This window comes from Pseudoxanthomonas japonensis, assembly GCF_010093445.1.
GTDB classification, from domain to species: domain Bacteria; phylum Pseudomonadota; class Gammaproteobacteria; order Xanthomonadales; family Xanthomonadaceae; genus Pseudoxanthomonas_A; species Pseudoxanthomonas_A japonensis.
On the sequence record NZ_PDWW01000022.1, the window covers coordinates 18308 to 39722 of the forward strand.

Sequence of the window (21415 nt, forward strand, 5' to 3'; positions counted from 1 at the left end):
GATGGACGAGCTGCTGATCGTCACCACCGGTGGCACGATCGACAAGATCTACTTCGATGACAAGTCCGACTACCAGATCGGCGATCCGCAGATCGGCATGATCCTGCGCGAGCTGGGGGTGACGTTCCGCTTCACGGTCATCCCGATCCTGCGCAAGGATTCGCTGCACATCACCGACGAGGACCGCGAGCTGGTCCGCGCGACCATCGCGGCGCAGCCGACGAAGCACGTGCTGGTGACGCACGGCACCGACAGCATGGTGCAGACGGGCCATGTGCTGGCCACCATCCCGGACAAGACCATCGTGATGACCGGCGCCCTCAGCCCGGCCCGCTTCCGCGGCTCGGACGCGGAGTTCAACATCGGCTGCGCCATCGGCGCGGTGCAGTCGCTGCCGACGGGCGTGTACATCGCCATGAACGGGCGGATCTGGGATCCGGCGAAGGTCAGGAAGAACGTGGCGGCGAACCGGTTCGAGGCGGTCTGAGCCGCACGCATCCACGCTCCAGCAACGACAAGGCCCGCTGATGCGGGCCTTGTGCGTTACGGAAGAAGGAATGCTTCTCCGATCTCAACTCTAGAATCGTAAAGCCTGCTACGACACGGGGCTCCCGGGCCTACGGCGGCGAGATGACATAGGCGCAGAGGTCTGCCGAGGTCGGGACGGCCTTTGCCCCCATGGCCTCGTAGAGCGAGATTGCGCGGTGATTGCTTGCGCGCACATTGTTGACCACCAGCTCCCGGCACCCCTTGTCGCGTGCCTTCTTCCGCAAGCGCTCGATCACCATGCTGCCGTAGCCCCGCGAGCGCTGCCTGGAATCGATCTCGATCTTTTCCAGCACAAAGCTCGCCCCGGGCTCGAACCAGCCATGGGCACGCCCTACCCGGCGGCCGGCGAGCCACGGCTCGACGACATAGTGCCGCCGCTGCTCGCTCTCTTCGAAGCGCCAGTCTGTTTTCAATTGGAGTTGGTTTGCTTTCAATGATGGCCTATTGGGCTACGGTGGCCGCACGCCTGACTCAGGCCGGACCGCTTCGCGGGAACGGCCAAGGGAAACAGGGGTCGGAGAACGGGGGCGCAGAGTACCTTGTCCAAGCTGATCCGCGCGTGTATCGCGGGGCAGCCAAAGAGGTACGTGCTGGTGACGCATGGCTCGGACAGCACGCGGACCGGCCATGTGCTGGCGTCCATCGCGGCTCGGGCGCGGCGTTCAACATCGGCGCGGTGCAGTCGCTGCCCACGGACGTGTACATCGCCATGAACGGATGGATCCGGGATCCGTCGAAGACGAGGAAGAACGTGACGGCCAATCGGTTCGAGGCGCTTTGACGGCGCGGCGCTACTGGTCACAGCAACGACAAGGCCCGCGCATGCGGGCCTTGTGATTCATGAGGCGGGAAAATGGTCTATGGCCCTTATTTCCAAGTGCTTATCTGCGGGTAGAGCGTAGCGAGTGTGGTAGGCATCTAACGCCTTATGTCTTTGAACTTCCCTACTGTAGTGGCCGAGAACCCGGCGTGCGCGCCCGATAACGCCTCGGTGTAGCCGCACCGTAATTCAGCAGGGGCCGCACGCCGGATCTCGCGCCCTGCGCCCGGACAGTTGATCGAGGTTTTCCTCGAACTGATAAGCGTGGGCCTCGGGCGCGATGTTCTCGACAGGCCAACTCTAGCGGAGAAGCGGGCATGACGGCAGTGGGAATCGACGTAGGCAAGGCGTCACTGGATGTGGCCATCGATGGGGCGCCCGGGGTGGCGCGTTTCGCCAATACTGCCGCCGGGATCGGCAAGCTGATCACGCGGTTGAAAGCGGTCGTCGAGGCGCGGGTGGTGGTCGAGGCGACCGGTGGCTACGAGGACGCGGTGCTCGATGCCTGCTGCGATGCCGGCCTCTGGGTGGCCCGGATCAACCCGCGGCAGGCACGGGATTTCGCCCGAGCCACCGGTGAGTTGGCTAAGACCGATGAGATCGATGCGCGGCTTCTGTGCCTGCTGTCGCGGTTGTTCGCTGGGCGGCTGCGTCGCTACGAGGCGGCCGCCCTCTGGCAACGCGACCTGCGAGGCTGGTTGAGGCGTCGCGGCCAAGTCGTGACCACGCTGCAGGCGCAGAAGCAGCAAGCGGCCATGGCGCCGGCCACGATCGGCAAACTGATGGCGCGTACGGTCGCCGCGCTCCGGCACGAGTTGGCCGCCATCGATCGTGAGATGAAGGAACTGCTGGAGGAACACCTGACACCGGCGCTGCGATCCTCCAAAGGTATGGGGCCGATCTTCCAAGCCACGAGCCTGGCGCTGTTGCCCGAGTTCGGCACGTTGACGCGGCAGCAGATCGCCAAACTGGTCGGTGTGGCACCGATGAACCGCGACAGCGGCCAGACGCGAGGCAAGCGCAGGATCCGGGGAGGTCGTGCACCCGTACGTGTGGCGCTGTACATGGCCACCCTATCGGCCGTGCGCTGGGATCCGGCGATGAAAGCGCACTACCAGCAACTGCGCGAACGCGGGAAGGTGGCCAAGGTCGCCCTGGTGGCCTGCATGCGAAAGCTGCTGACGATCGTCAATGCACGGCGTCGCGATGAGCTGATGGCAGGAGCCTCGATGGCGGCCTGACCATTCATCGGAAGACAGTTGCTGAACTAAGCCGAACCGCGAAGCGGCTGGGAGTTCCTACGAAAAAGTGGACACCTATTCACTGCTGGCATTGCTCGAACTCAATCGGTGATCGATAGCCCAGTGCCGGGTGCAGGCGCCGGTGGTTGTAGAACTGGATGTAGTCGTTGACGGCCATGCGCAGCGAGCGATCACTGTTGAAGCGGTGGCGATGATACATGTCCGACTTCATCGGCTTGCTCCATGACTCCATGTGTGCGTTGTCGTTCATGCGACGCGGCCGGTTGAACGATGCCGCTAAGGCTGCGGTCTCGGCCTGGCCGCGCGGTACTGACCCCTGTCGCCCACACGCGACCCGCCCGGATCGCCATTCGTACAGATGACGCCCCCACAGATCACGGCATCCGAGGCGTAGAACGCTTGGACGACCGGCACAGCGTCTTCGTAACGCTGGAGCTCTTCCTTCGTGGCGGCGAGTTCGCGCCGGTAGTAACCCAATACCGTCCAGCCGACGACAAGTACCATCAGCAGGATGGCCCCGGCGGCGCCGAGCCACCCCCAAACCGTTCTGCCGGCGCTCCGCAGTTGTGCGGATGCCCCGGATACCGCGCGACCGTACTCCGCGGCCATCGGCGAAACGGCCTCTTTGGCATCCAGTGCGATGCGGTTGCCCGCCCCCTCCACGATGGCGGCAATGTCGCGACGGAACTGCGCGACCTCCTGTCGCAGCGACTGCACCCGATCGTTAATCGCCGCGCTCATGCGCGCCTCGCGCTGGACCATCTCGGCGCGCAGCATCATCAGGGTCTTGATGGCATCTACGGGCATGACCGCGGGTGCAGCGTTGACGTCATCCATGACACCTCCTTGTTTCCGACATCCGTCTTGACGGGCTCTTCAGGTGCTCGACTAACGCGCCATCTGCCGATCCTGAGCCTGGGCCTGTTCCGCCGCCTGATGCTGCGCGAGCAATCGTTCACCCTGGCCTTCTATGTGCCGACCTTCCGCGGAGCGCGCGAATTCGGTGGCCACACGATCGACCAAGGCACTGTCGCCCGACAGGATCGCCGCGAGGTAACGCTCGGCCACTAATTCGTTGAACGCTCCGGGTGGGTGGTGATGCATACCTTGTCGCTCATTCAAGCCCTGGTCTCGCCCTTGTCCCGGCGGTTGCTGCGGCTGCTGCTGCGCATCGCGAAGCTCCCTACGACGCAGCACCTCAGTCGCTTCCTGTAGCCCCTGCTCAACGGCACGGGAATTGACTGCGTCGCGGGTACGCTCATCGGCCAATCCATTGGCGGGTGCGATGTCCGCGCTATTCTGGAATTGGCGAACGGCATCCTGCGTAGAGTTGTCGTAACTACGACTGACGCCCAGCGGCCGACCATTGCTGCCTCGAAAACCTAGTCCCCTTAGCTGTTCCTGCAACTCGGCAACCGAATCGCCGCGCTCACCGGGGCGGAGAACTCCGTCGTTCAAAGGTCCGTACAAGTCCATTATGGTCTTGAGCTTGAAGTTTGGATTGGCCCGCAATGTATCGTCCCGAACCCGGTCGAGTAGTGCTTGATCTACCACTCCCGTCTGCGGCTCAATGCCTACCTCGCGCTGATAGGTTCTCACGGCCTGTTCGGTCGAGCGCCCGAAGTCGCCGTCGGGTGACAGAGGCCGGCCGGCAGCATCACCAATGTTCAAAGCGGCAAGGTACTGTTGCAGCTCGAAGGCGCGAGCGCTCGCGTCGCCGCGCTGGATTGGCATATCGGCCTGGCGCACTTCCTGCGCCAGCACCAGATCTACACCGTTGCGTCTGACCGATGTGACCAGGTCACCTATGGCCGGCTCCCAATCGCGTGCAAGCACTGCAATATCAGCCGCTCGATCAACGCCATTCACTATCCTGCGGGCGTTGAAGTAATCGGAACGATCGTCGGCGATGTAGTCATCCAGTCCGCGCCCCGTGAACAGGCCATCGCGCATGCCGACAACGAGAACCCGGGAAGCCACCTCCGGATCCGCTGCGAGGGAAGGATCGAGCGCAAGTTCGTCGCCTTGCCCGATTGCCCGACCGACATTCCGGTAGTTCGGCCAGTGCGTCACATGTGCGTAACCTCGCCCAAAGTATTCCTCACCCCCTTTGTAGCCACCCTGCTCATTACCCTCATAGCCTCTTCGTGCTGCTTGCTTGCGACCATGAACCTCTTCGGGGCTGGTGAAATCCTGGCTTTCATGTTCTGCGGTCGCCAATACGTATGCGATCTGTCGCTCGTTCGTGACTCCTTCTTCCAGACAGGTCTGTACGATAAGGCGAACTGCCTGGTCGCGGGTTATCGGGGATGGCGCGCTACGCCCGTATCCGTCGCTCATTGTGGATCTCCTTCCAGTTTCATCCATGAATCATCGAAGATTTCCTTACTCTCCAGCGCGTTCTCGCCGCAGGTTGTGTAGTCCCTGCTCGCCAACACCACCGCAGTATTTTCTCTAATTCCTATCACTTTCTCACCGCGATCGCATGGCCCGCTGCGATACCAAGCAAACAGACGGCCATCGACGATGCGGGAAAGCGAATGCCATTCCATCAGTTTCGCGAGCGATTTGTTCTCCACCAATCGCCTGGCGTTCGCGTCATAGAGAAAATAGGTGTACGAAGGATCGCCGTAGGTACCGTCGGAGCCACTCCAGACAACGACATCTTCATGTCCATCAACATTGATGTCCGACAGCATGACGCCGTGTCGACCTTTGGCAAACCCTTCAGCCAGCGACCCCCGATAGCCCGTCTCTTCTGGCCGATCCGGTGGGACCGCCTTCGGAATCCAGACTTCCGGGAGCAACAACGTCTGCTGGCGCAGCGTAGAGGTCGAGATCGTCAGCCGCGCATTGCTACAGATCAGCCTGTTTATCATTCGATCTGAACAGCCATCCGTTTGCAGGATGATCCTGGCATCACCAAGACTCATCTCCATGAACCCGCTGTCGTCAGGCAGGTCCTCGGCGTACATCGGCTCCAGCTCAGCCTCTTGGGCAGCACCAGGATGTACATTCGCGACGCTTTGGCAACCTGACAGCATCGCAACGGCCAACACACCGACAAGGTGCTCGTGCCAGTGCCACCACGGCCCAATCGCTCCCCTGCATCGCTTCATGAGCCCATGGCCGCAACGGGCTAGAACCACTCGCGTGCTTGCTCGCGCATAAAAAGCGGGAAGAAAATATTCGCAAGACACTGCACAACCTCCTGTCGGGTTCTGCCATCCCTAGCTTCAGGAGCGATCGTCATTCGATCGCCTCCGCTTCTGTCTACACCGCATTAGAGGGAAATGCATTTACGAACTTCACTGAAGCACGTTTTTCAGGAAAATCTGCTCCATAAGAATGTGAGTGTCACGCCCTGCTCAAGCCGGCCCCAAAGTAGAACCCCGGCCAAAGCCGGGGTTCTTTATTCGCATCCCTGCTCGCTCCCTCAGAAACTGATCTTTAGAACGTGATGCTCCAACTGTTGATGTAGCCGGTATCCGCCGCCGCACGGTCGCGCGCGCGCAGGCGCCAGTTGCCGTTGAGCGCTTCGCTGGACAGGTTGACCGTGTAGGTCTGGTTGATGTTGTCGGCGCTGCCGCCGGTGCGGTTGTGCAGCACGTACACCGACCCGTCCGGCGCCAGCAGGTCGACGATCAGGTCGCCCTTGTACGTGTGCACGATGTTCACCGCCACCTGCGCATTGCTCGGCGCATTGCCCGTGCGGCCCGACACCGCGATGGTGCTGGTCACCCCCGTCGCGTTGTTGTCGGGAATGCTGACATCGGTGCCGTTGGTATAGGTCTGCACACCGCCCACCGGCGGCGTGCCGCCCTGCGCCGCGACCACCGCCGCGTCCGCATCGACGATGCCCGCACCGCACCCACCCGAACACGTCCCCGGCAACGGCCGCGCCGTGTTCTTGATGATGGTTTCCACCTGCGCCGGGGTCAGCGGCGACGGTGCGGCGGCCTGCATCAACGCCACCACGCCCGCCACGTGCGGCGCCGCCATCGACGTGCCGTTGTACGACGCATAGCTGGCGCTGCCCGGCGTGGTGGTGCCGGTGTTGAGCGTGGACAGGATGCTCGCACCCGGCGCCGAGATGTCGATGCCCGTGCCGTAGTTGGAGAAGCTGGCGCGCGAACCCGCCGACGTCGTCGCCGCCACGGCGATCACGTTGGGGCAGTTCGCCGGCACCGCCGTGGACACGTTGGCGTTGCTGTTGCCCGCGGCCACCACGACGGTCGTGCCGCGACCCACGGCCCCGTTGATCGCGTTCTGGTACGTCGTCGAGCACGAGCCGCCACCGCCCAGCGACATGTTGATCACTTCGGCCGGATTGGCGTTGGCGGGAATGCCGCTGACCGTGCCGCCCGAGGCCCAGGTGATGGCATCGGCGATGTCCGAGGTCAGGCCACCGCAGCGGCCCAGCACGCGCACCGGCACCACCTTGGCGCCGAACGCGGTACCGGCCACGCCGGTGCTGTTGTTGGTGACCGCCGCCACCGTGCCGGCCACGTGCGTGCCGTGCCAGCTGGAGTTGCTGACCGGCGAACCGCTGTAGCACTCGTTCGCCACCGGGTTCCAGTCGCCTTCGTCGTTCGGATTGGAATCGCGGCCGTTGCCGTCGCGCGAGACGAACGTGTCGCTGATGAAGTCGTAGCCCGGCAGGATGTTCGCGTTGAGGTCGGCATGGTTGGTGATGCCGGTGTCGATCACCGCGACCACCACGCCCGCACCGGTGGACTTGTCCCAGGCCGACCGCACGTTGATGCCGGACGCCGTGGTGCCGAAGCCCCACTGTTCGGACAGGCGCGGATCGTTGGGCGTCAGCGTCGGATACATGCGCTGGTCGACTTCCACGTACTCCACGTTGGGATCGGCGGCGAGCTGGCGCATCAGCGACTCGGCTTCCACGCGGTCCAGCTTGCGGTCGGCGCGCACCACGTCCGCGCCACCGGCGGCCAGGCGACGCAGCTTCTCCAGCCCAAGCGCGCGACCGCCGCGCTTGGCGACACCGGTGCTGGCGGCGGCACTCAGCGAACGCTGCAGCTGCGTCGCATTGGTGCTCTCGCTGCTGCCGTCGCGGTACTTCACGATGAAGCGGTCGTAGCCGCCGGGCTCTTCCACCTGCAAGCCGCTCATGTCGACGCGACCGGCCATCGCCGGCAGCGCATACAGCGATGCGAGCACGGCGGACGACAGGCACAGCAGGCGCACACGCGAACCACGCTTTGCAAATCCGGACATCAGACTCTCCCTCAATGATGGAAACGAAAAGCCGCCAACGCGGCAATGGCCCGGTCGAGGGCGCATGGCAGATACGGGAGGGGGTGGACAGGCGGTTGCGTTCGACCGGATGCACGTCGTGCAAGGCACGACGCAGGAACGAAGCTAGCGGATTGCGCGAACGTGAATCAGCGATGAAAGACACACTTCATCGCGAAGTGTTGCAAACGTAATCATCGGAATACATGCATGAAGCGATGGTCACCGGTAGACATCGCCTTGTAGATTCATTTACGTCGTGTGTGCGTGACGAGTGCGAATTTTTTATTCGCATGCGCATGCGTCGACGACGCAACAAACAGAGCTCGGTGCCGGTGGAAGATGTCGCTACCGATTCGCTTAAGAGCCGATACCCGCAACTACCTATGTGACTCGCCATGGCGTGATCGAGGATGTATTGATGCTGCGCAAGACCACGACAACGATGGAGGAGACAGCAAGATGAAGGGATGCAAGCTGGTGTGTCTGCTGGCCATGGTCACCGCATGTGCGGGATGCCGCGCGTCGATGCCCTCCACGATGCCCGGGGATGACCAGGCGGAGACGCAGGTGGGGACCGCCGCTCTGACCCGATTGCCGGACGTTGTTACCGGTGTCTGGTATCCCGATGATGCGGAGGGCGCCTCGGGATGCGAAAGATATCGGGCGCTATCGCGTACCGTGCGCACGTAGCGCACGCATGAAGGAATCGATATTGTCCCGGTCGGTAGCTTGGTGATAGCGCCGGATCTGATTCACGCATTCGCTGAGTACGGCGAAGGCAACTTCCACGTCGTCGAACATGTCGAGCCCGAAGGCAGTGGCGCATGGCGTATCAGGGCGCGGCTCGGCCTGGATGTGATGCCGGATGAGCCGTCAGAGGAGAATCTTGTCGTATCCCGGCTGTCGCTGCACGGGGACAAACTCCTCTGGCGGCCGGAGGGGGAACTCGGGACGCCCTCGGTGATGTACTCCAGATGCGAGGCGGCACGCGAAGACGGCGAATAGGCCCCGTAACGTCCTGCAACACCATGCGAGCCGTCGCCGTTTACCGCCCAGGCGACCGCAAGGCCATGTCGATACGGGCCACAGCCGGCTCGTATCGACGACGGCGCATGGGCTCAGTCGCGCAGCTTCACCAGCCAGCCATGGCGGTCTGGCAGGCGGCCGTACTGGATGTCGGTGAGTTCCTTGCGGATGCCCATCGTCACCTCGCCGGCGGGTGCGGCGAGGTCGCCGACCTCGAAGCCCTTGCCCTTCAGCTGGCCGATCGGCGTGATCACCGCGGCGGTGCCGCAGGCGAACACTTCGACGATGTCGCCCGAGGCGACGCCCTGCTTCCATTCGTCGATGGAAATCCTGCGCTCCTCGACGGTGTGGCCGCGGTCGCGCGCGATCTGGATGATGCTGTCGCGGGTGATGCCTTCCAGGATGCTGCCCGACAGTTCCGGGGTGACGATGCGGCCGTCCTTGTAGACCAGGAACACGTTCATGCCGCCCAGCTCTTCCAGGTACTTGCCTTCCACCGGGTCGAGGAACAGCACCTGCGAGCAGCCCTGCGCCTGCGCTTCCTGCTGCGGCAGCAGCGAGGCGGCGTAGTTGCCGCCGCACTTGGCGGCACCGGTGCCGCCCTTGCCGGCGCGCGCATAGTCCTCGGACAACCAGATCGCCACCGGCGACACGCCCTTGGCGAAGTACGCGCCGGCCGGGCTGGCGATGACGTAGTAGCCGGCCTGCTGCGCGGCGCGCACGCCGAGGAAGGCCTCGGTGGCGATCATGAAGGGACGGAAGTACAGGCTGGTCTCCGGCGCCGACGGCACCCAGTCGCCATCGATGGCGACCAGCTGGCGCAGCGACTCGACGAATTCGTTGACCGGCAGCTGCGGCAGCGCGAGGCGCGCGGCCGAACGTTGCAGGCGCTTGCCGTTGGCATCGGGGCGGAACGTCCAGATGGAACCGTCGGCATGGCGGTAGGCCTTGATGCCTTCGAAGATCTCCTGGCCGTAGTGCAGCACGGAGGCGGCCGGATCGAGCGAGAGCGGACCGTAGGCGCGCACTTCGGCGTCGTGCCAGCCCTGCGCCTTGTCCCAGGTGATGGCGACCATGTGGTCGGTGAAGTGCAGGCCGAACCCGGGGCTGGCGAGGATGGCGTCGCGCTCGGCCGGTGTACGGGCCTTCTCGTTGCGGGTCACGCGGTAGGTCAACGGGGCGGCGTTCATCACGTTCATCTCTTCCTTCCTGACGGGTTCTGCGGTGGCGAGCGCGGCGGCTCAGAGCATGCCGGTTTCCAGCTTGGCGGCATCGGACATCATGTGGCGGCCCCACGGCGGGTCGAACACCAGGTCGACGTCGGCCTCGGCGATGGTGGGGATCATTTCCAGCTTGCTGCGCACGTCGTCGACCAGGATCTCGCCCATGCCGCAGCCGGGCGCGGTCAACGTCATCTTGACCTCGACGCCGCGCTGGCCGTCGTCGCGCGTGGTGAGGTTGGCCTCGTAGACCAGGCCGAGGTCGACGATGTTGAAGGGGATTTCCGGATCGAAGCAGGTGCGCAGCTGGTTCCAGACCGCGGCCTCGACGTCCTCGTCGCTGGCGTTGTCGGGCAGCGACAGCGGTTCGGTCGGCTCCTTGCCGATGGCGTCGCCGTCCTTGCCGGCGATGCGGAACAGGTTGCCCTCGACGAAGACGGTGTAACTGCCGCCCAGCGCCTGGGTGATGTAGCCGTAGCTGCCGGCCGGCAGGGTGACGAGTTCGCCCTGCGGCACCAGCACGGCAGCGCAGTCGCGGGAGAATTGGACGGGTTCGCTGCTGCGGGAGTACATGCCGGACCAGATGGGGGCGCGCGTGGGGCGCTGCAAGACGGCCTATTGTAGCGCCCGCGCTCCCGCGACCGCGTTCAGGCCGTATCCTTGGCGGCCCTGCCGGAGTCTCCATGTCCCCCGCCCCGCGTCGCATTCCCCGCTGGTTGCTTCCCGTGATGCTCGTCGTGGCCAGCGCCTGCGTGCTGGTGGTCTGGGTGTCGCTGGCGCTCTACCTGGAGCGGCAGACCGGCTGGATGGCCCTGCTGGTCGCGCTGGACGTGGTGCTGGTGCTGCGCCTCGGCGGGATGGCCGCCGGCACGCGCCGCGCGATGCTGGCCGCAGCGGTCACGGTCGCGGTCTCGGCGCTGGCGCTGTGGACCGTGTCGGCCACGCAGCTCGGATTCGCGTTCGGACTGGCGCCCTGGGAATCCGCCCTGCGCCTGGGTGCGCACCACGGCTGGACACTGATTTCCCTCAGCACGACGCCGCTCGATGTCCTGGCCATGGTCGCGGCCCCGCTGCTGGCGGCCTGGTGGACGCGCTGACGGCGCTCCATCCCTGCGACACCGCGGCATCTGTGCGAGGACAGTGCTGATACGGCGCTCCGTGTCCCGCAAAAAAGCCGGGCAGTGCCCGGCTTTTTCCCTGGCTTCACCTGCTGATACGTGGGCTCAGTGCCCGCCGTCCAGCGCCTTCAGTTCACTGACCAGCGCGTTCGCCATCTCGCTGCCGTCGCCGTACAGCATGCGGGTGTTGTCGGCGTAGAACAGCGCGTTCTCGATGCCGGCGAAACCGGTGCCCTTGCCGCGCTTGATGACGATGGTGTTCTTCGAGTTCACCACGTCGAGGATCGGCATGCCGTAGATGGGCGAGGCCGGATCGGTCTTCGCCACCGGGTTCACCACGTCGTTGGCACCGATCACCAGCGAGACGTCGGTATTGGCGAACTCGGGGTTGATGTCGTCCATGTCGGCGATCAGGTCGTAGGGCACGCCGGCTTCGGCCAGCAGCACGTTCATGTGGCCGGGCATGCGGCCGGCGACCGGGTGGATGGCGAACTTCACCTTGACCCCGCGATCCATCAGCTTCTGCGACAGCTCCCAGATCTTGTGCTGCGCCTGCGCCACGGCCAGACCGTAGCCCGGCACGATCACCACGCGTTCGGCGTAGGCCATCATCGCGGCGACGTCGGCGGCCTCGATGGGCTTCATCGATCCGCCGATCTCCTGCATCGCGGCGCTGCCGCCGCCGAAGTTGGAGAACAGGACGTTGCTGATCTTGCGGTTCATCGCCTTGGCCATCAGCCGCGTCAGCAGCATGCCGGCCGCACCGACCATGGTGCCGGCGATGATCAGCGCCTCGTTGCCCAGCACGTAGCCTTCGAACGCGACCGCCAGGCCGGTGAACGCGTTGTACAGCGAGATCACCACCGGCATGTCGGCGCCGCCGATGGGCAGCGTCATCAGCACGCCCAGCGCCAGCGACAGCACGAAGAACGCGATGATCCACGGCATCGCCAGCGTGGTCAGCGCCATCACGCCGCAGACGATGGCGGCGAGCGCGACCAGCGCGTTGAACCACTGCTGCCCCGGGAACGTGTAGCGCTTGTCCATGCGCCCGTCGAGCTTGGCCCAGGCGATGACCGAACCGGTCAGCGACACCGCGCCGATCAGCGCGCCGGTCACCGCCAGCGACAGCGTGAAGGTCGACGGCACCGCCGCTTCGCCGCCGGAATAGCGCACCAGTTCCACCGCGCCGATCGCCGCCGCGGAACCGCCGCCCATGCCGTTGAACAGCGCCACCATCTGCGGCATGTCGGTGATCGCCACCTTCTTGCCCCAGAGCCAGTTGAGGCCGACACCGATCACGATGGCCGCGATCATCAGGCCGATGTTGTGCAGCCCCGGCAGGAAGAACGTGGCGACGGTGGCGATCAGCATGCCGACGCCGGCCCACTGGATGCCGCTGCGCGCGGTCTTCGGACTGGCCATGCGCTGCAGGCCGAGCAGGAACAGCGTCGCCGCCACGAAGTAACTCAGCTTCACCAGCGTCAACGCACTCATGCCCGGCTCCCTTCCGACGACGACGCGGATTGCTTGTCCAACCGATGGTGTTCGCGCATTTCGATGGCGGTCTTCAGCAGGCCGACCATGCCCAGGCCGAAGGCCATCAGGCCCAACGAGAGCTGGTTCACCACCGTGGAATCGGCCAGGTAGGCGCCGGCCAGGCCGCCAGCCATCGCGCCCAGCGCATAGAGCGCGAGCAGCGCCAGCATCCAGCGCCCCTTGCGCGCGTCCTGCCAGACGCGCCGCGAGACCTCGTTCTGCGTGCGCGTCGGATCCTGCAGCGAGGACAGGCCGATGCCGACACCGGCATACAGCAGCACATAGTTGGCGTCGTCGAAGACCGGCGACCAGCCGTCGGCCCCAGCCGTGGCGATCGAGAGGGCCGCCTTCACCGCATACCCCACTGCGACCAGCAGTGCGGGGTATTGCAGGTAACTGACCCACTGGAAGACGTCGCGGACCGACAGCGGCTGGCGTGCAGGCATCACCGGCACGCTGCTCACTTGCCACCCGCGGGCTTGCTGCTCTTGAACATCTCCAGCATGCGCTCGGTGACCACGTAGCCGCCGGCGGCGTTGCCCGCGCCCAGCAGCACGGCGATGAAGCCGATGGCCTTTTCCAGCGTGGTGTCGGCGTGGCCCAGCACGACCATCGCGCCGATCAGCACGATGCCGTGGATGAAGTTGGAGCCGGACATCAGCGGCGTATGCAGGATCACCGGCACCCGCGAAATGATCACGTGCCCGGCGATGGCCGCCAGCATGAAGATGTACAGCGCCACGAACCCGTCGCTCATCCGCTCCCCCATCCTGTCTGCATGTAGTGGTTGCCGCGCGGCGCTGCCGCGGCGGCCCCGCATCATAACCATACCTGAACCCGCCAGGGACCCGATGCCATCGCGTCAACCGATGCCGATGCGGGGCGTTTCCATGCCTGCACCCCACCTCCAAGGACCCGATCATGAAGCGCCTGTCTCTGCTGGGTTTGTCCATCCTGCTGCTGTCCGCCACCGGTGGCGCCTTCGCCGGCGACCTGGGCGACCGCATCGACCACCGCCTCGACCGTCGCGGCGACCGCGTCGAACATCGCCTGGACGTGCGTGGCGACCGCATCGAGCGCCAGTTCGACCGCCGCGCGGACCGCGCCGCGCAGCAGGGTCATCCGCACAAGGCCAACCAGCTGGAACGCCGCGGCGACCGCATCGACGCGCGCCTGGATCGCAAGGGCGAGCGCGCCGAGGCGCGCTGGGACCGTCGCGGCGACCGCATCGATCGCCGCCTCGACCGTCGCGGCTGATTCACGGCACCGGCCGCTAAGCTATGTTGGTGAGCACCCCTTCCAGTCCGCTGCAGGAAACGTCGTCGCCCGCGCCGCTGGCGGCGACGATCGACCTGTTCCTGGCGGATATCGGACCGCGTGCGTTCCGCTTCGCCGAGGCCGGCCTGCGCCATCACGAGGACGCGCTGGACGCGGTGCAGGACGCGATGATGAAGATGCTGGCCTATCGCGAGAAGCCGGCCGAGGAGTGGTCGCCGCTGTTCTGGAGCATCCTGCGCCGGCGCATCGTCGACCTGCAGCGCCGCGCCGGCTTCCGCCTGCGCTGGCTGCTGCCGACCGGCGACCGCGGCGAAGAAGGTCCGGTGGACTGGGCGCCGGACCACGGTGCCGGCCCCGCGCAGGCGCACGACCAGCGCGAAGCCTACGCACGGCTGGTGCAGGCCCTGCGCGTCCTGCCCAACCGGCAACGCGAGGCCTTCACCCTGCGCGTACTGGAAGAACTGGATGTCGCCGACACTGCGCGCGCGATGGGTTGCTCGGAGGGATCGGTGAAGACTCACCTGTCCCGCGCGCGCGACGCACTGCAGAAACAACTGGAGGAATTCCGATGAACCCCGCCCACGACAACGGCCATGACGTGGACCGGCAGGCCCGTCGCCTGCACCAGGCCGCACTGGCGCAAGTGTCGCCGCAGACGCTGATGCGCCTGCGCGGCGCGCGCCATGAGGCTGGCCTGCAGGCGTCGCCCGGTCGTGGCCGCACATGGCGCTGGTTGACGGCGACCGCGTTCTCGGCGGTGCTGGCAGTGGGCATCGGCCTGCAATGGCTGCCCCGCACCCCGGCCGTTCCCGCGTCGACCCCGGTGGCCGCCGCCGTCCCGTCCGATGGCGATGCCATCGCGGACGAACTGGGCGTCGCCGGCACGTTCGACGAGGATCCCGATCTTTACCTGTGGCTGGCCTCTGCCGAGGCACAGCCCCTTGCCATGGAGTCGACCCGATGAAGGTCCTTGCCCTTCGTGTCCTTGCCCTCGGCCTGGCACTCGCAGCCGGCCAAGCGCTCGCCCAGACATCCCCTGCCCCGCTGCCGACGTGGGACAAGCTGACGCCGCAACAGCGCGAGGCGTTGATCGCGCCCGTGCGCGACCGCTGGAACCGGGAGCCGGAAGATCGGGCCCGCATGCTGGAACGTGCGCAGCGCTGGCAGGCGATGACGCCCGAGCAGCGCGCGCAGGCCCGCCATGGCATGAAGCGTTTCGAGGACATGAGCCCCGGCCAGCGCCGCGAGGCGCGCGCCCTCTACGGCCACATGAAGACGCTGACGCCAGAACAGCGCAACGCATTGCGCGAGCAGTGGAAGAAGATGACGCCCGAGCAGCGCGAGGCCTGGATGCGCGACAACGCACCGCCGCCGCGCGACCGCGACCGGCGGCCGGAGCACTGACGGATCAGGCGGCGGCGTTCGCCGCCGCTGGCCGCTCCGGCCACACCGTCTTCGCCAGCAGTTCGTCGTCCCAGTCGAACTGCAGCGCGCCGTCCTTGACGAACAGCGCGACGAAATTCAGTACGTTGCGGGCGTACATCTCGCTGGCGTGCACGGCACCGAGGCTGGCGAGATTCAGCGGGCCGGCGATCGTCACGCCGTGGTGCGCATAGGTTTCGCCGGGACGGGTCAGTTCGCAGTTGCCGCCGGTTTCGGCGGCGAGGTCGACGATGACGCTGCCGGGCTTCATGCCGTCGACCATCGCCGTGGTGATGATCTTCGGCGCGGGCCGACCCGGCACGGCGGCGGTGCAGACCACCACGTCGATGCCCTTGAGGTGATCGGCCAGGCGCTGCTGCTGCAGCGCGCGTTCTTCTTCGGTCAGCTGGCGGGCATAGCCGCCCTCGCCTGCCGCGCTGACGCCGAGATCGAGGAACTTGCCGCCCAGCGATTCGATCTGTTCGCGCGTCTCCGGGCGCACGTCGAAGCCCTCGACCTGCGCGCCGAGCCGCTTGGCGGTGGCCACGCCCTGCAGGCCGGCGACGCCGGCGCCGACGATCAGCACCTTGGACGGCCGGATCGTGCCGGCCGCCGTGGTCAGCATCGGGAAGAAGCGCGGTGCCAGCTGCGCGGCGATCAGCACCGCCTTGTAGCCGGCCATGCCCGCCTGGGAGCTCAACACATCCATCGCCTGTGCACGCGTCGTGCGCGGCAGCCGTTCGAGCGGGAACGCCTGGATGCCCTTCGCCTGCAGCGCCTCGGCACGCGCCGCGTCCGCCGTGGGCTGCAGCACGCCGACCAGCGTGGCGCCGGTCTTGAAGTCCGCGATGGCGTCGGGTGACGGCGGCTGCACGCACAGCAGCAGGTCGGCGCTGTCGCGGCCCTGCGCGTCGACGAGTCCGGCGCCGGCATCGGCGTAGGCCGCATCGACGAAACCTGCGCCATCGCCGGCGCCGCGCTCCACGAGCACGCGCGCACCGGCGGCGATCAGCTTCTTGACGGTTTCCGGTGTCGCGGCCACGCGGCGCTCGCCGGCCGCGGCTTCCTTCAGTACCCGAACTTCTACCGCCATTGCGCCCCTCGTCGTTAGGTCACCCGAGCGGCGATGCTAACAGAGCGCGGCAGCGCCGCGCGGAGGCGATCCGGTCAGGCGGGCGCGGCAGCCGAGGGAACCGGTTCGAGGCGTTCGATCACGCCCTGCATGGCACTGTCGAACGCATCCTCGCTCTGGTGCGTGCGCAGGCGGCCCAGCCGCACCATCGCCGCCAGTTCTTCCGGCGACGCCACGCAGAACCGCACGCCGCGACGGTTGACGAACAGCAGGCGCGAGGAGATCGGGCTGACCCACGACAGCTTGCCGGCCTGCACCTTGTTGTCCTTGTCGATGAAGTCCAGCCAGGTGCCGATCGGCAGGCCGCGGAAATGGTCCGCATCGCTGTGGTCGAAATCGAGCGTATCGGCCCCCGCCACCAGCTGGATCGGCGTGGTCTCCTCATCGACGACCGGCTTGGGCAACACCACCTGCGGCAGTTCCGGCAAGGCCTTCTCCAGGTCCGGGCGCGCGGCGGCCACGGCCTGCAGCGTGTCGTGCAGCGCGTCGACCGCACCGGCGGCGGCGTCCTGGTTCATGCCGACGCTGGCGAACACCTTGAGCATCTGCGGGCGCCAGGCCTGCAGCCACGGCTTGCCGACCACGTGGCGCTGCGCCTCGGTCAGTTCCTCGAGCACGCCATCGGCCAGCGCCAGCGATTCGCGCAGGCCGTCGCCTTCGTCGCCTTCGCGCAGCACCGTCATGGTGACGTGGTGCGCCCAGGGCTGGCGCAGGAAGTCCTCGATCGCCTGCGGCACGCGGCGGTCGGCCAGGCGCTCGTCCAGTTCGGACGTCATGCGCGCGCGCGCGGCTTCCAGGCGCTCTTGGCCACGCTGGATCTCGGCGGCGCGGCGTTCGGCGATCTCGATGCGCCGGCGGTGCTGTTCCAGGAACGCGCGGAACTCCTCTTCCAGCGTGAGGAAGATCGCCAGGTTCTCGTTGAATTCGGCGACCAGGCGGTCGACGACCTCCTCCACCTTGGTCAGCAGCGTGCGCTCGGCGGCGCTCTCGCCGTTGTTGCCCTCGCAGGCCTCGGCCAGCACGTTGAGCAGGCGGCGCGCCGGATGGGTCTTCTGCACGAACATGCGGCGGTCCAGCAGCGCCACCTTGACGAACGGCACCACCAGGCGGCCGATCAGTTCGCGCGGGCGGCCTTCCAGGTCGCGTTCGTCCAGCATCACATCGAACAGCATGCCGACCAGGTCGATGGCGTCCTCGTCGACCGGCGCGAGGCGCGCCTGCGACGGATCCACGCCCAACTGGGTGGCGCTGCTCAGCACTTCGTTCTTCAGCCGCTGCGACAGCGACTCGCCGGTGTCGCCGATGGCCGCCCGCAGCGTCGCGCTGGGCGAGGCCTGCAGCAGCGACAGCACCGACAGCATCTCGCGCTGCGACAGGTCGCGCTGGCGGGGATCGACGGCGCGCGCCTCCGGCGCATCGGCGGCATCGCGGCCGCGCCGGGACTCCTGCAGCAGGTGGTGCAGGGCTTCCAGCAGCACGCCCTGCGCACCGGGCGCGGATCCGTAGCCCGCTGGCGCGTCGCCGAAGCCCGCCGCGGCCGGCGCGGCCTGGGTGGCCTGCAAGCCACGGCTGACGCCTGCCATGCGGTTGAGGAATCGCGCCGCCCACGCGGGTGCGCCGGGCTCTTCGCCTTCGCCCGCGGCATCCAGGTCCTGCACCGCTTCGCCCACCGACGATGCGGCGGCGGCCGGCGGCCGGCGTGCCGGCAGTTCCGGCATCACGCCGACCTGCATCAGGCGCTGGTCGAGCGATGCGTAGATGCGGGCGATGGCGGGCACCAGGTCGCGCTCGCACAACTTGATCACCACCAGCCGGACGTCGGGCGCCAGGTCGCAGGCGACGAAGGCCTGGTGGACGGCGACACCGATGTGCTCCGGGCCGATGGGATTGAGGTCGCTGTCGAGCGTGATGTCGCCGGCGATCCAGCCGAGCCGGCGGTCCAGTCGCCCCAGCACGGGCTTGCACTCGCGCTGGATGACGCTGGCGAGATTGCGCACTGCCAAGCGCGACTCGAGTTCCTGTTCGGACACCAGACTCAACGTATCGTCCGCCGACTCCAGGAACACGCGCTCCGCGGGCGACGGCTGGCCCGCCTCGAGCGCCTTCCACGAACGCTGCAGCTGGCCGCGGAAACGCCCGATGATGTCCTCGCGACGACGGCGCAGTTCGCGCATCGCGTCGAGGAACGCCATCTGCGAAGGACCCGCGCGTTCGGCGCGGTCGAACAACGCATCGTCGAACCGGCCCAGCGCCACCGCGAAGGCATCGACCAGCGGCGGGACGGAGGCGTCGCGCGCCTGCTCCAGCAGGCGCGTGTCGCGCCCGGGGCGGTCGGCGATGTTCAGGACATTCGACATGCGCAGGGGTCCCGCCCGGGGGGGCGAAGGAAAGGTGGGGGAGGCGGACGGGGATCCGCAGCGACATCGTAGGAAATCCGGCTTGCGGACGACCGTGATGGCCTCGGCAGTTTGATGTCGCGCACCACGATACCCCACGCACAACCGCCGCGGCACGCGGCTTGCATGCGCGCCATCCGCCGCGTCAGGGCGCGGCCGGCGCCACAAGGCGGTCCACCACGCCCTGCATGGCGCTGTAGAAGGCGTCCTCGTCGCGATGCATTCGCACGCGGCCCAGTTGCGCCATGACCGCCAGTTCCTGCACCGACGCGACGCAGATGCGCGCACCCGCGCGGTTGACGAACATCATGCGGCGCGAGAACGGACTGATCCAGCTGAGCCGCCCGGCCTGGACGCGATGGTCCTTGTCGACGAAATCCAGCCAGCTGCCCTCGCGCAGGTGCTGGAAGTACTCGGTCATGACCGGGTCCAGATGCTGCAGCCCCTCCATCCACTCCTGCGCCTCCAGCAGGCCGGGCAGCACGGTGGTCGGCGCGGATGTCGCGGGCGCAGCCGGCGTCGGCGGTGCGGCGTGTTCCGCCGCCTGGTGGGGCGCGACCAGGCGCGAGAACAGCTGCTCCCGCAGGGCGGCGATGGCGGGACGCGCCTGGCCCGACGCCATCCACATGGGTTGCAGCCAGTCCAGCGCGGCGTGCCAGGCGCGCACGTCCTGGCGGACCTGGGCGTCGTCGACGGCGCGCAGCAGGCCGTCCAGCATCATCGGCGCGGCCTGCGGCTTGTTCAGCGCCTGCATGCGCGCCGCGTACGCAGGCCACCCGGCGAGCAACACGTCGCGCATCGGCGCCGGCACGTCCGTACCCTGCAGGCGCGCGTCCAGCGAGGCGGCGAAACCGGCCAGCACGTCGGCCTCGGCGTCGCGCGCCTGCTGTTCGGCCGCCAGCGCCTGCTCCACCTTCTCCGCTTCCGCGCGGTAATGGACATAGAAATCGTTGAAGTCGCTCCGTGCGGCGCGGAACACCGACTGGCTTTCGTCGAAGTCCGCGACGAGGCGCTGCACGGTGTCCTTCACCTTTTCCAGCAACAGGCGCTGTGCATCGTTCTCGCCCGGGTTGCCGTCGCACGCCTCCACCAGCAGGTTGAGCAACCGTCGCGCCGAATGGCTGGCCTGCAGGAACAGCTTGCGGTCCTGCAGCGCGACCTTCGTCATCGGCGCCATCAGGCGCCCGAGCACATGCACCTGCTCCTCGCCCAGGTGGCTTTCGCGGAAGATCACCTCGAACAGCATGCCCACCAGGTCGACGACGTTCTCGTCCGCTTCCGAAATCGCCACCGCTTCCGGCGCCACGCCCAGCTGCGCGGCCTGCAGGAAGATCTGCTGCTTGAACGCCGCCTGCAGCTGCCGCGGATTGGCCAGCACTTCGGCATGCACTTCCGGCGAGGCGATCTGCAGCAGCGTCAACGCCACGATCAGTTCCCGCTGCGACAGCGAGGTGCGTGCGCCCGCCGCACGCGCCATGCCCTGCTCCCGTGCCCGCTGGTGCCGCGACTCCTCCAGCAACTGGTGCAGGGCCGGCGGCAGGGTCGCGGCATCGGCGGAGGCGGCGGCCTCGTGATCCTCATGGTCCCATTCGACGAAGAAGCGCGTCATCCAGTCGGGCTCGCTGGAGGCTTCATCGCCGCTGCTGGGAATCGCCTGCGCGCGCCGCATCCTCGGCCCGGTACTGTCCTGCGGCCCCAGCCGGCGCACCAGCCGCGCATGCAGGTTTTCGTAGATCGGACCCAGCACCTCGACGAACTCGCGAGCGCAGCACTGCACCGCAAGGGCGCGAACGTTGCCCGGCAGCGACGCCGCCGCGAAGCCCCGGTACACCGCCATCGCGATGCGCGACGGCGAATACGGCGCGCTGTCCGGCGTGAGCCGCACGCCCATGTCCAGCCAGGTCAGATAACCGTTCAGGCGCAGCAGCTCGGACTGCCACTCGCGCGAGATCGCCTCGGCCAGGTGCTCGGTCGCCAGCCGCACGTCGAGTTCGTCCTCCTCGACCAGCCCCAGGCCGCGGACGCTGCCGGCCGGCTCCTCGCCGAACCGGACCGCCGCGGCTTCGCCGTCCGCCGCGATCCGCCACGCCGATGCCATGTCCTCACGGAATCCGCGCAGGATCGCCTCGCGGCGGTCCTTCAGCGCCAGCAATCCTTCCAGGTAGGGGCCGCGATCCAGTTCCATCCGCTCCAGCCGGTCCAGCATGGGCTGGCGCAGCCCGTCCACCACGTCGGCGAACGCCGCTTCCAACGGCGGCTGCATCGCGTCACGCAACAGCGCGACAAGCTGGTTGCCGGTAGTGGGGAGAGGCGGCGGCGTGGTGGGCATTGCGTCGTTCGATCGGCCAGATGGTCCACGGCGCTCCGTATCGACTCACGGTTCCGTGCGTA

The 21415-nt window shown here is 67.0% G+C and carries 22 protein-coding genes and 1 pseudogene; 9 read left to right on the plus strand and 14 right to left on the minus strand.

Annotation, left to right across the window (positions count from 1 at the left end; genetic code table 11):
- Window position 1 precedes the first annotated feature (1 nt).
- Window positions 2-487, plus strand: a complete 486-nt coding sequence (locus CSC78_RS14200; protein WP_162338518.1) for an asparaginase domain-containing protein — start codon at window positions 2-4, stop codon at window positions 485-487.
- A 130-nt stretch (window positions 488-617) separates the two neighbouring features.
- On the opposite strand, the gene CSC78_RS14205 is transcribed toward CSC78_RS14200, so the two are convergent.
- Window positions 618-962 (minus strand): GNAT family N-acetyltransferase, encoded by a 345-nt coding sequence (locus CSC78_RS14205; protein WP_162338519.1) that lies wholly within the window; start codon window positions 960-962, stop codon window positions 618-620.
- A gap of 132 nt (window positions 963-1094) precedes the next feature.
- Between CSC78_RS14205 and CSC78_RS14210 the strand changes: the two are divergent.
- Window positions 1095-1330, plus strand: a pseudogene (locus CSC78_RS14210) (asparaginase domain-containing protein); the annotation flags it as partial.
- Between the two features lie 356 nt (window positions 1331-1686).
- Window positions 1687-2610, plus strand: a complete 924-nt coding sequence (locus tag CSC78_RS14215) for an IS110 family transposase (RefSeq protein WP_162338520.1) — start codon at window positions 1687-1689, stop codon at window positions 2608-2610.
- Between the two features lie 79 nt (window positions 2611-2689).
- Here CSC78_RS14215 and CSC78_RS19220 read toward each other — a convergent pair whose 3' ends face one another.
- The 5 genes from CSC78_RS19220 to CSC78_RS14240 form a co-directional block, all read right to left on the minus strand.
- The gene (locus CSC78_RS19220) at window positions 2690-3004 is read right to left on the minus strand and encodes an IS3 family transposase (RefSeq protein WP_274379367.1); all 315 of its coding nucleotides are present in this window, start codon (window positions 3002-3004) and stop codon (window positions 2690-2692) included.
- A complete protein-coding gene (locus CSC78_RS19085) occupies window positions 2908-3468 on the minus strand; it encodes a hypothetical protein (RefSeq protein ID WP_238391288.1) in 561 nt (186 codons plus the stop codon). Before CSC78_RS19085 ends, CSC78_RS19220 begins: the two co-directional genes overlap by 97 nt.
- 51 nt (window positions 3469-3519) lie before the next feature.
- Window positions 3520-4971 (minus strand): peptidoglycan-binding protein, encoded by a 1452-nt coding sequence (locus CSC78_RS14230; protein WP_162338522.1) that lies wholly within the window; start codon window positions 4969-4971, stop codon window positions 3520-3522.
- Window positions 4968-5750, minus strand: coding sequence for an XAC2610-related protein (locus CSC78_RS14235; protein WP_162338523.1), 783 nt, complete (start codon window positions 5748-5750; stop codon window positions 4968-4970). Before CSC78_RS14235 ends, CSC78_RS14230 begins: the two co-directional genes overlap by 4 nt.
- A 331-nt stretch (window positions 5751-6081) precedes the next feature.
- Window positions 6082-7872: a S8 family serine peptidase gene (locus CSC78_RS14240; RefSeq protein WP_162338524.1), complete on the minus strand. Its 1791-nt coding sequence runs from the start codon at window positions 7870-7872 to the stop codon at window positions 6082-6084.
- A gap of 750 nt (window positions 7873-8622) precedes the next feature.
- On the opposite strand from CSC78_RS14240, the gene CSC78_RS14245 reads away from it, so the two are divergent.
- On the plus strand, window positions 8623-8898 hold the full coding sequence (locus CSC78_RS14245; protein WP_162338525.1) for a hypothetical protein: 276 nt from the start codon (window positions 8623-8625) through the stop codon (window positions 8896-8898).
- A 113-nt stretch (window positions 8899-9011) separates the two neighbouring features.
- On the opposite strand, the gene CSC78_RS14250 is transcribed toward CSC78_RS14245, so the two are convergent.
- Window positions 9012-10109, minus strand: coding sequence for a branched-chain amino acid aminotransferase (locus CSC78_RS14250; protein ID WP_162338576.1), 1098 nt, complete (start codon window positions 10107-10109; stop codon window positions 9012-9014).
- A 51-nt stretch (window positions 10110-10160) separates the two neighbouring features.
- On the minus strand, window positions 10161-10712 hold the full coding sequence (gene sufT, locus CSC78_RS14255) for a putative Fe-S cluster assembly protein SufT (RefSeq protein WP_162338577.1): 552 nt from the start codon (window positions 10710-10712) through the stop codon (window positions 10161-10163).
- A gap of 110 nt (window positions 10713-10822) precedes the next feature.
- Here sufT and CSC78_RS14260 point away from each other — a divergent pair, with 110 nt between their 5' ends.
- Window positions 10823-11236, plus strand: a complete 414-nt coding sequence (locus CSC78_RS14260; RefSeq protein ID WP_162338526.1) for a hypothetical protein — start codon at window positions 10823-10825, stop codon at window positions 11234-11236.
- A gap of 126 nt (window positions 11237-11362) precedes the next feature.
- Here CSC78_RS14260 and CSC78_RS14265 read toward each other — a convergent pair whose 3' ends face one another.
- Genes CSC78_RS14265 through CSC78_RS14275 form a run of 3 tightly spaced genes read right to left on the minus strand, consistent with a single transcriptional unit; the run spans window position 11363 to window position 13553 of the window.
- Entirely contained in the window at window positions 11363-12754 is a 1392-nt protein-coding gene (locus CSC78_RS14265; RefSeq protein ID WP_162338527.1) for an NAD(P)(+) transhydrogenase (Re/Si-specific) subunit beta, read from the minus strand.
- Window positions 12751-13242, minus strand: a complete 492-nt coding sequence (locus CSC78_RS14270; RefSeq protein ID WP_213600594.1) for a hypothetical protein — start codon at window positions 13240-13242, stop codon at window positions 12751-12753. Before CSC78_RS14270 ends, CSC78_RS14265 begins: the two co-directional genes overlap by 4 nt.
- A gap of 14 nt (window positions 13243-13256) precedes the next feature.
- Entirely contained in the window at window positions 13257-13553 is a 297-nt protein-coding gene (locus CSC78_RS14275) for an NAD(P) transhydrogenase subunit alpha (RefSeq protein ID WP_093296220.1), read from the minus strand.
- A gap of 164 nt (window positions 13554-13717) precedes the next feature.
- Here CSC78_RS14275 and CSC78_RS14280 point away from each other — a divergent pair, with 164 nt between their 5' ends.
- From CSC78_RS14280 to CSC78_RS14295, 4 genes are read left to right on the plus strand one after another with little or no spacing between them, the layout of a single operon-like run.
- Complete coding sequence (locus tag CSC78_RS14280) at window positions 13718-14053, plus strand: hypothetical protein (RefSeq protein ID WP_162338529.1); 336 nt, start codon at window positions 13718-13720, stop codon at window positions 14051-14053.
- Window positions 14054-14076: 23 nt separating this feature from the next.
- Entirely contained in the window at window positions 14077-14646 is a 570-nt protein-coding gene (locus CSC78_RS14285) for an RNA polymerase sigma factor (RefSeq protein WP_162338530.1), read from the plus strand.
- Window positions 14643-15038, plus strand: coding sequence for a hypothetical protein (locus CSC78_RS14290; RefSeq protein WP_162338531.1), 396 nt, complete (start codon window positions 14643-14645; stop codon window positions 15036-15038). Before CSC78_RS14285 ends, CSC78_RS14290 begins: the two co-directional genes overlap by 4 nt.
- Window positions 15035-15478 (plus strand): DUF3106 domain-containing protein, encoded by a 444-nt coding sequence (locus CSC78_RS14295; protein WP_162338532.1) that lies wholly within the window; start codon window positions 15035-15037, stop codon window positions 15476-15478. The genes CSC78_RS14290 and CSC78_RS14295 overlap by 4 nt, the downstream gene beginning before the upstream one ends.
- Window positions 15479-15482: 4 nt before the next feature.
- Here CSC78_RS14295 and CSC78_RS14300 read toward each other — a convergent pair whose 3' ends face one another.
- From CSC78_RS14300 to CSC78_RS14310, 3 genes are all read right to left on the minus strand, one after another.
- Window positions 15483-16589, minus strand: coding sequence for an NAD(P) transhydrogenase subunit alpha (locus CSC78_RS14300; protein WP_162338533.1), 1107 nt, complete (start codon window positions 16587-16589; stop codon window positions 15483-15485).
- A 74-nt stretch (window positions 16590-16663) separates the two neighbouring features.
- On the minus strand, window positions 16664-18985 hold the full coding sequence (locus CSC78_RS14305; protein WP_162338534.1) for a DUF1631 domain-containing protein: 2322 nt from the start codon (window positions 18983-18985) through the stop codon (window positions 16664-16666).
- Between the two features lie 184 nt (window positions 18986-19169).
- On the minus strand, window positions 19170-21353 hold the full coding sequence (locus CSC78_RS14310; protein WP_162338535.1) for a DUF1631 family protein: 2184 nt from the start codon (window positions 21351-21353) through the stop codon (window positions 19170-19172).
- Window positions 21354-21415: the final 62 nt, after the last annotated feature.

Coding starts and splice junctions, on each gene's coding strand:
- CSC78_RS14200 (WP_162338518.1), top strand. CDS start 2: ATGGACGAGCTGCTGATCGTCACCACCGGTGGCACGATCGACAAGATC.
- CSC78_RS14215 (WP_162338520.1), top strand. CDS start 1,687: ATGACGGCAGTGGGAATCGACGTAGGCAAGGCGTCACTGGATGTGGCC.
- CSC78_RS19085 (WP_238391288.1), bottom strand. CDS start 3,468: ATGGATGACGTCAACGCTGCACCCGCGGTCATGCCCGTAGATGCCATC.
- CSC78_RS14230 (WP_162338522.1), bottom strand. CDS start 4,971: ATGAGCGACGGATACGGGCGTAGCGCGCCATCCCCGATAACCCGCGAC.
- CSC78_RS14235 (WP_162338523.1), bottom strand. CDS start 5,750: ATGAAGCGATGCAGGGGAGCGATTGGGCCGTGGTGGCACTGGCACGAG.
- CSC78_RS14240 (WP_162338524.1), bottom strand. CDS start 7,872: ATGTCCGGATTTGCAAAGCGTGGTTCGCGTGTGCGCCTGCTGTGCCTG.
- CSC78_RS14250 (WP_162338576.1), bottom strand. CDS start 10,109: ATGAACGCCGCCCCGTTGACCTACCGCGTGACCCGCAACGAGAAGGCC.
- sufT (WP_162338577.1), bottom strand. CDS start 10,712: ATGTACTCCCGCAGCAGCGAACCCGTCCAATTCTCCCGCGACTGCGCT.
- CSC78_RS14260 (WP_162338526.1), top strand. CDS start 10,823: ATGTCCCCCGCCCCGCGTCGCATTCCCCGCTGGTTGCTTCCCGTGATG.
- CSC78_RS14265 (WP_162338527.1), bottom strand. CDS start 12,754: ATGAGTGCGTTGACGCTGGTGAAGCTGAGTTACTTCGTGGCGGCGACG.
- CSC78_RS14270 (WP_213600594.1), bottom strand. CDS start 13,242: ATGCCTGCACGCCAGCCGCTGTCGGTCCGCGACGTCTTCCAGTGGGTC.
- CSC78_RS14275 (WP_093296220.1), bottom strand. CDS start 13,553: ATGAGCGACGGGTTCGTGGCGCTGTACATCTTCATGCTGGCGGCCATC.
- CSC78_RS14280 (WP_162338529.1), top strand. CDS start 13,718: ATGAAGCGCCTGTCTCTGCTGGGTTTGTCCATCCTGCTGCTGTCCGCC.
- CSC78_RS14285 (WP_162338530.1), top strand. CDS start 14,077: ATGTTGGTGAGCACCCCTTCCAGTCCGCTGCAGGAAACGTCGTCGCCC.
- CSC78_RS14290 (WP_162338531.1), top strand. CDS start 14,643: ATGAACCCCGCCCACGACAACGGCCATGACGTGGACCGGCAGGCCCGT.
- CSC78_RS14295 (WP_162338532.1), top strand. CDS start 15,035: ATGAAGGTCCTTGCCCTTCGTGTCCTTGCCCTCGGCCTGGCACTCGCA.
- CSC78_RS14300 (WP_162338533.1), bottom strand. CDS start 16,589: ATGGCGGTAGAAGTTCGGGTACTGAAGGAAGCCGCGGCCGGCGAGCGC.
- CSC78_RS14305 (WP_162338534.1), bottom strand. CDS start 18,985: ATGTCGAATGTCCTGAACATCGCCGACCGCCCCGGGCGCGACACGCGC.
- CSC78_RS14310 (WP_162338535.1), bottom strand. CDS start 21,353: ATGCCCACCACGCCGCCGCCTCTCCCCACTACCGGCAACCAGCTTGTC.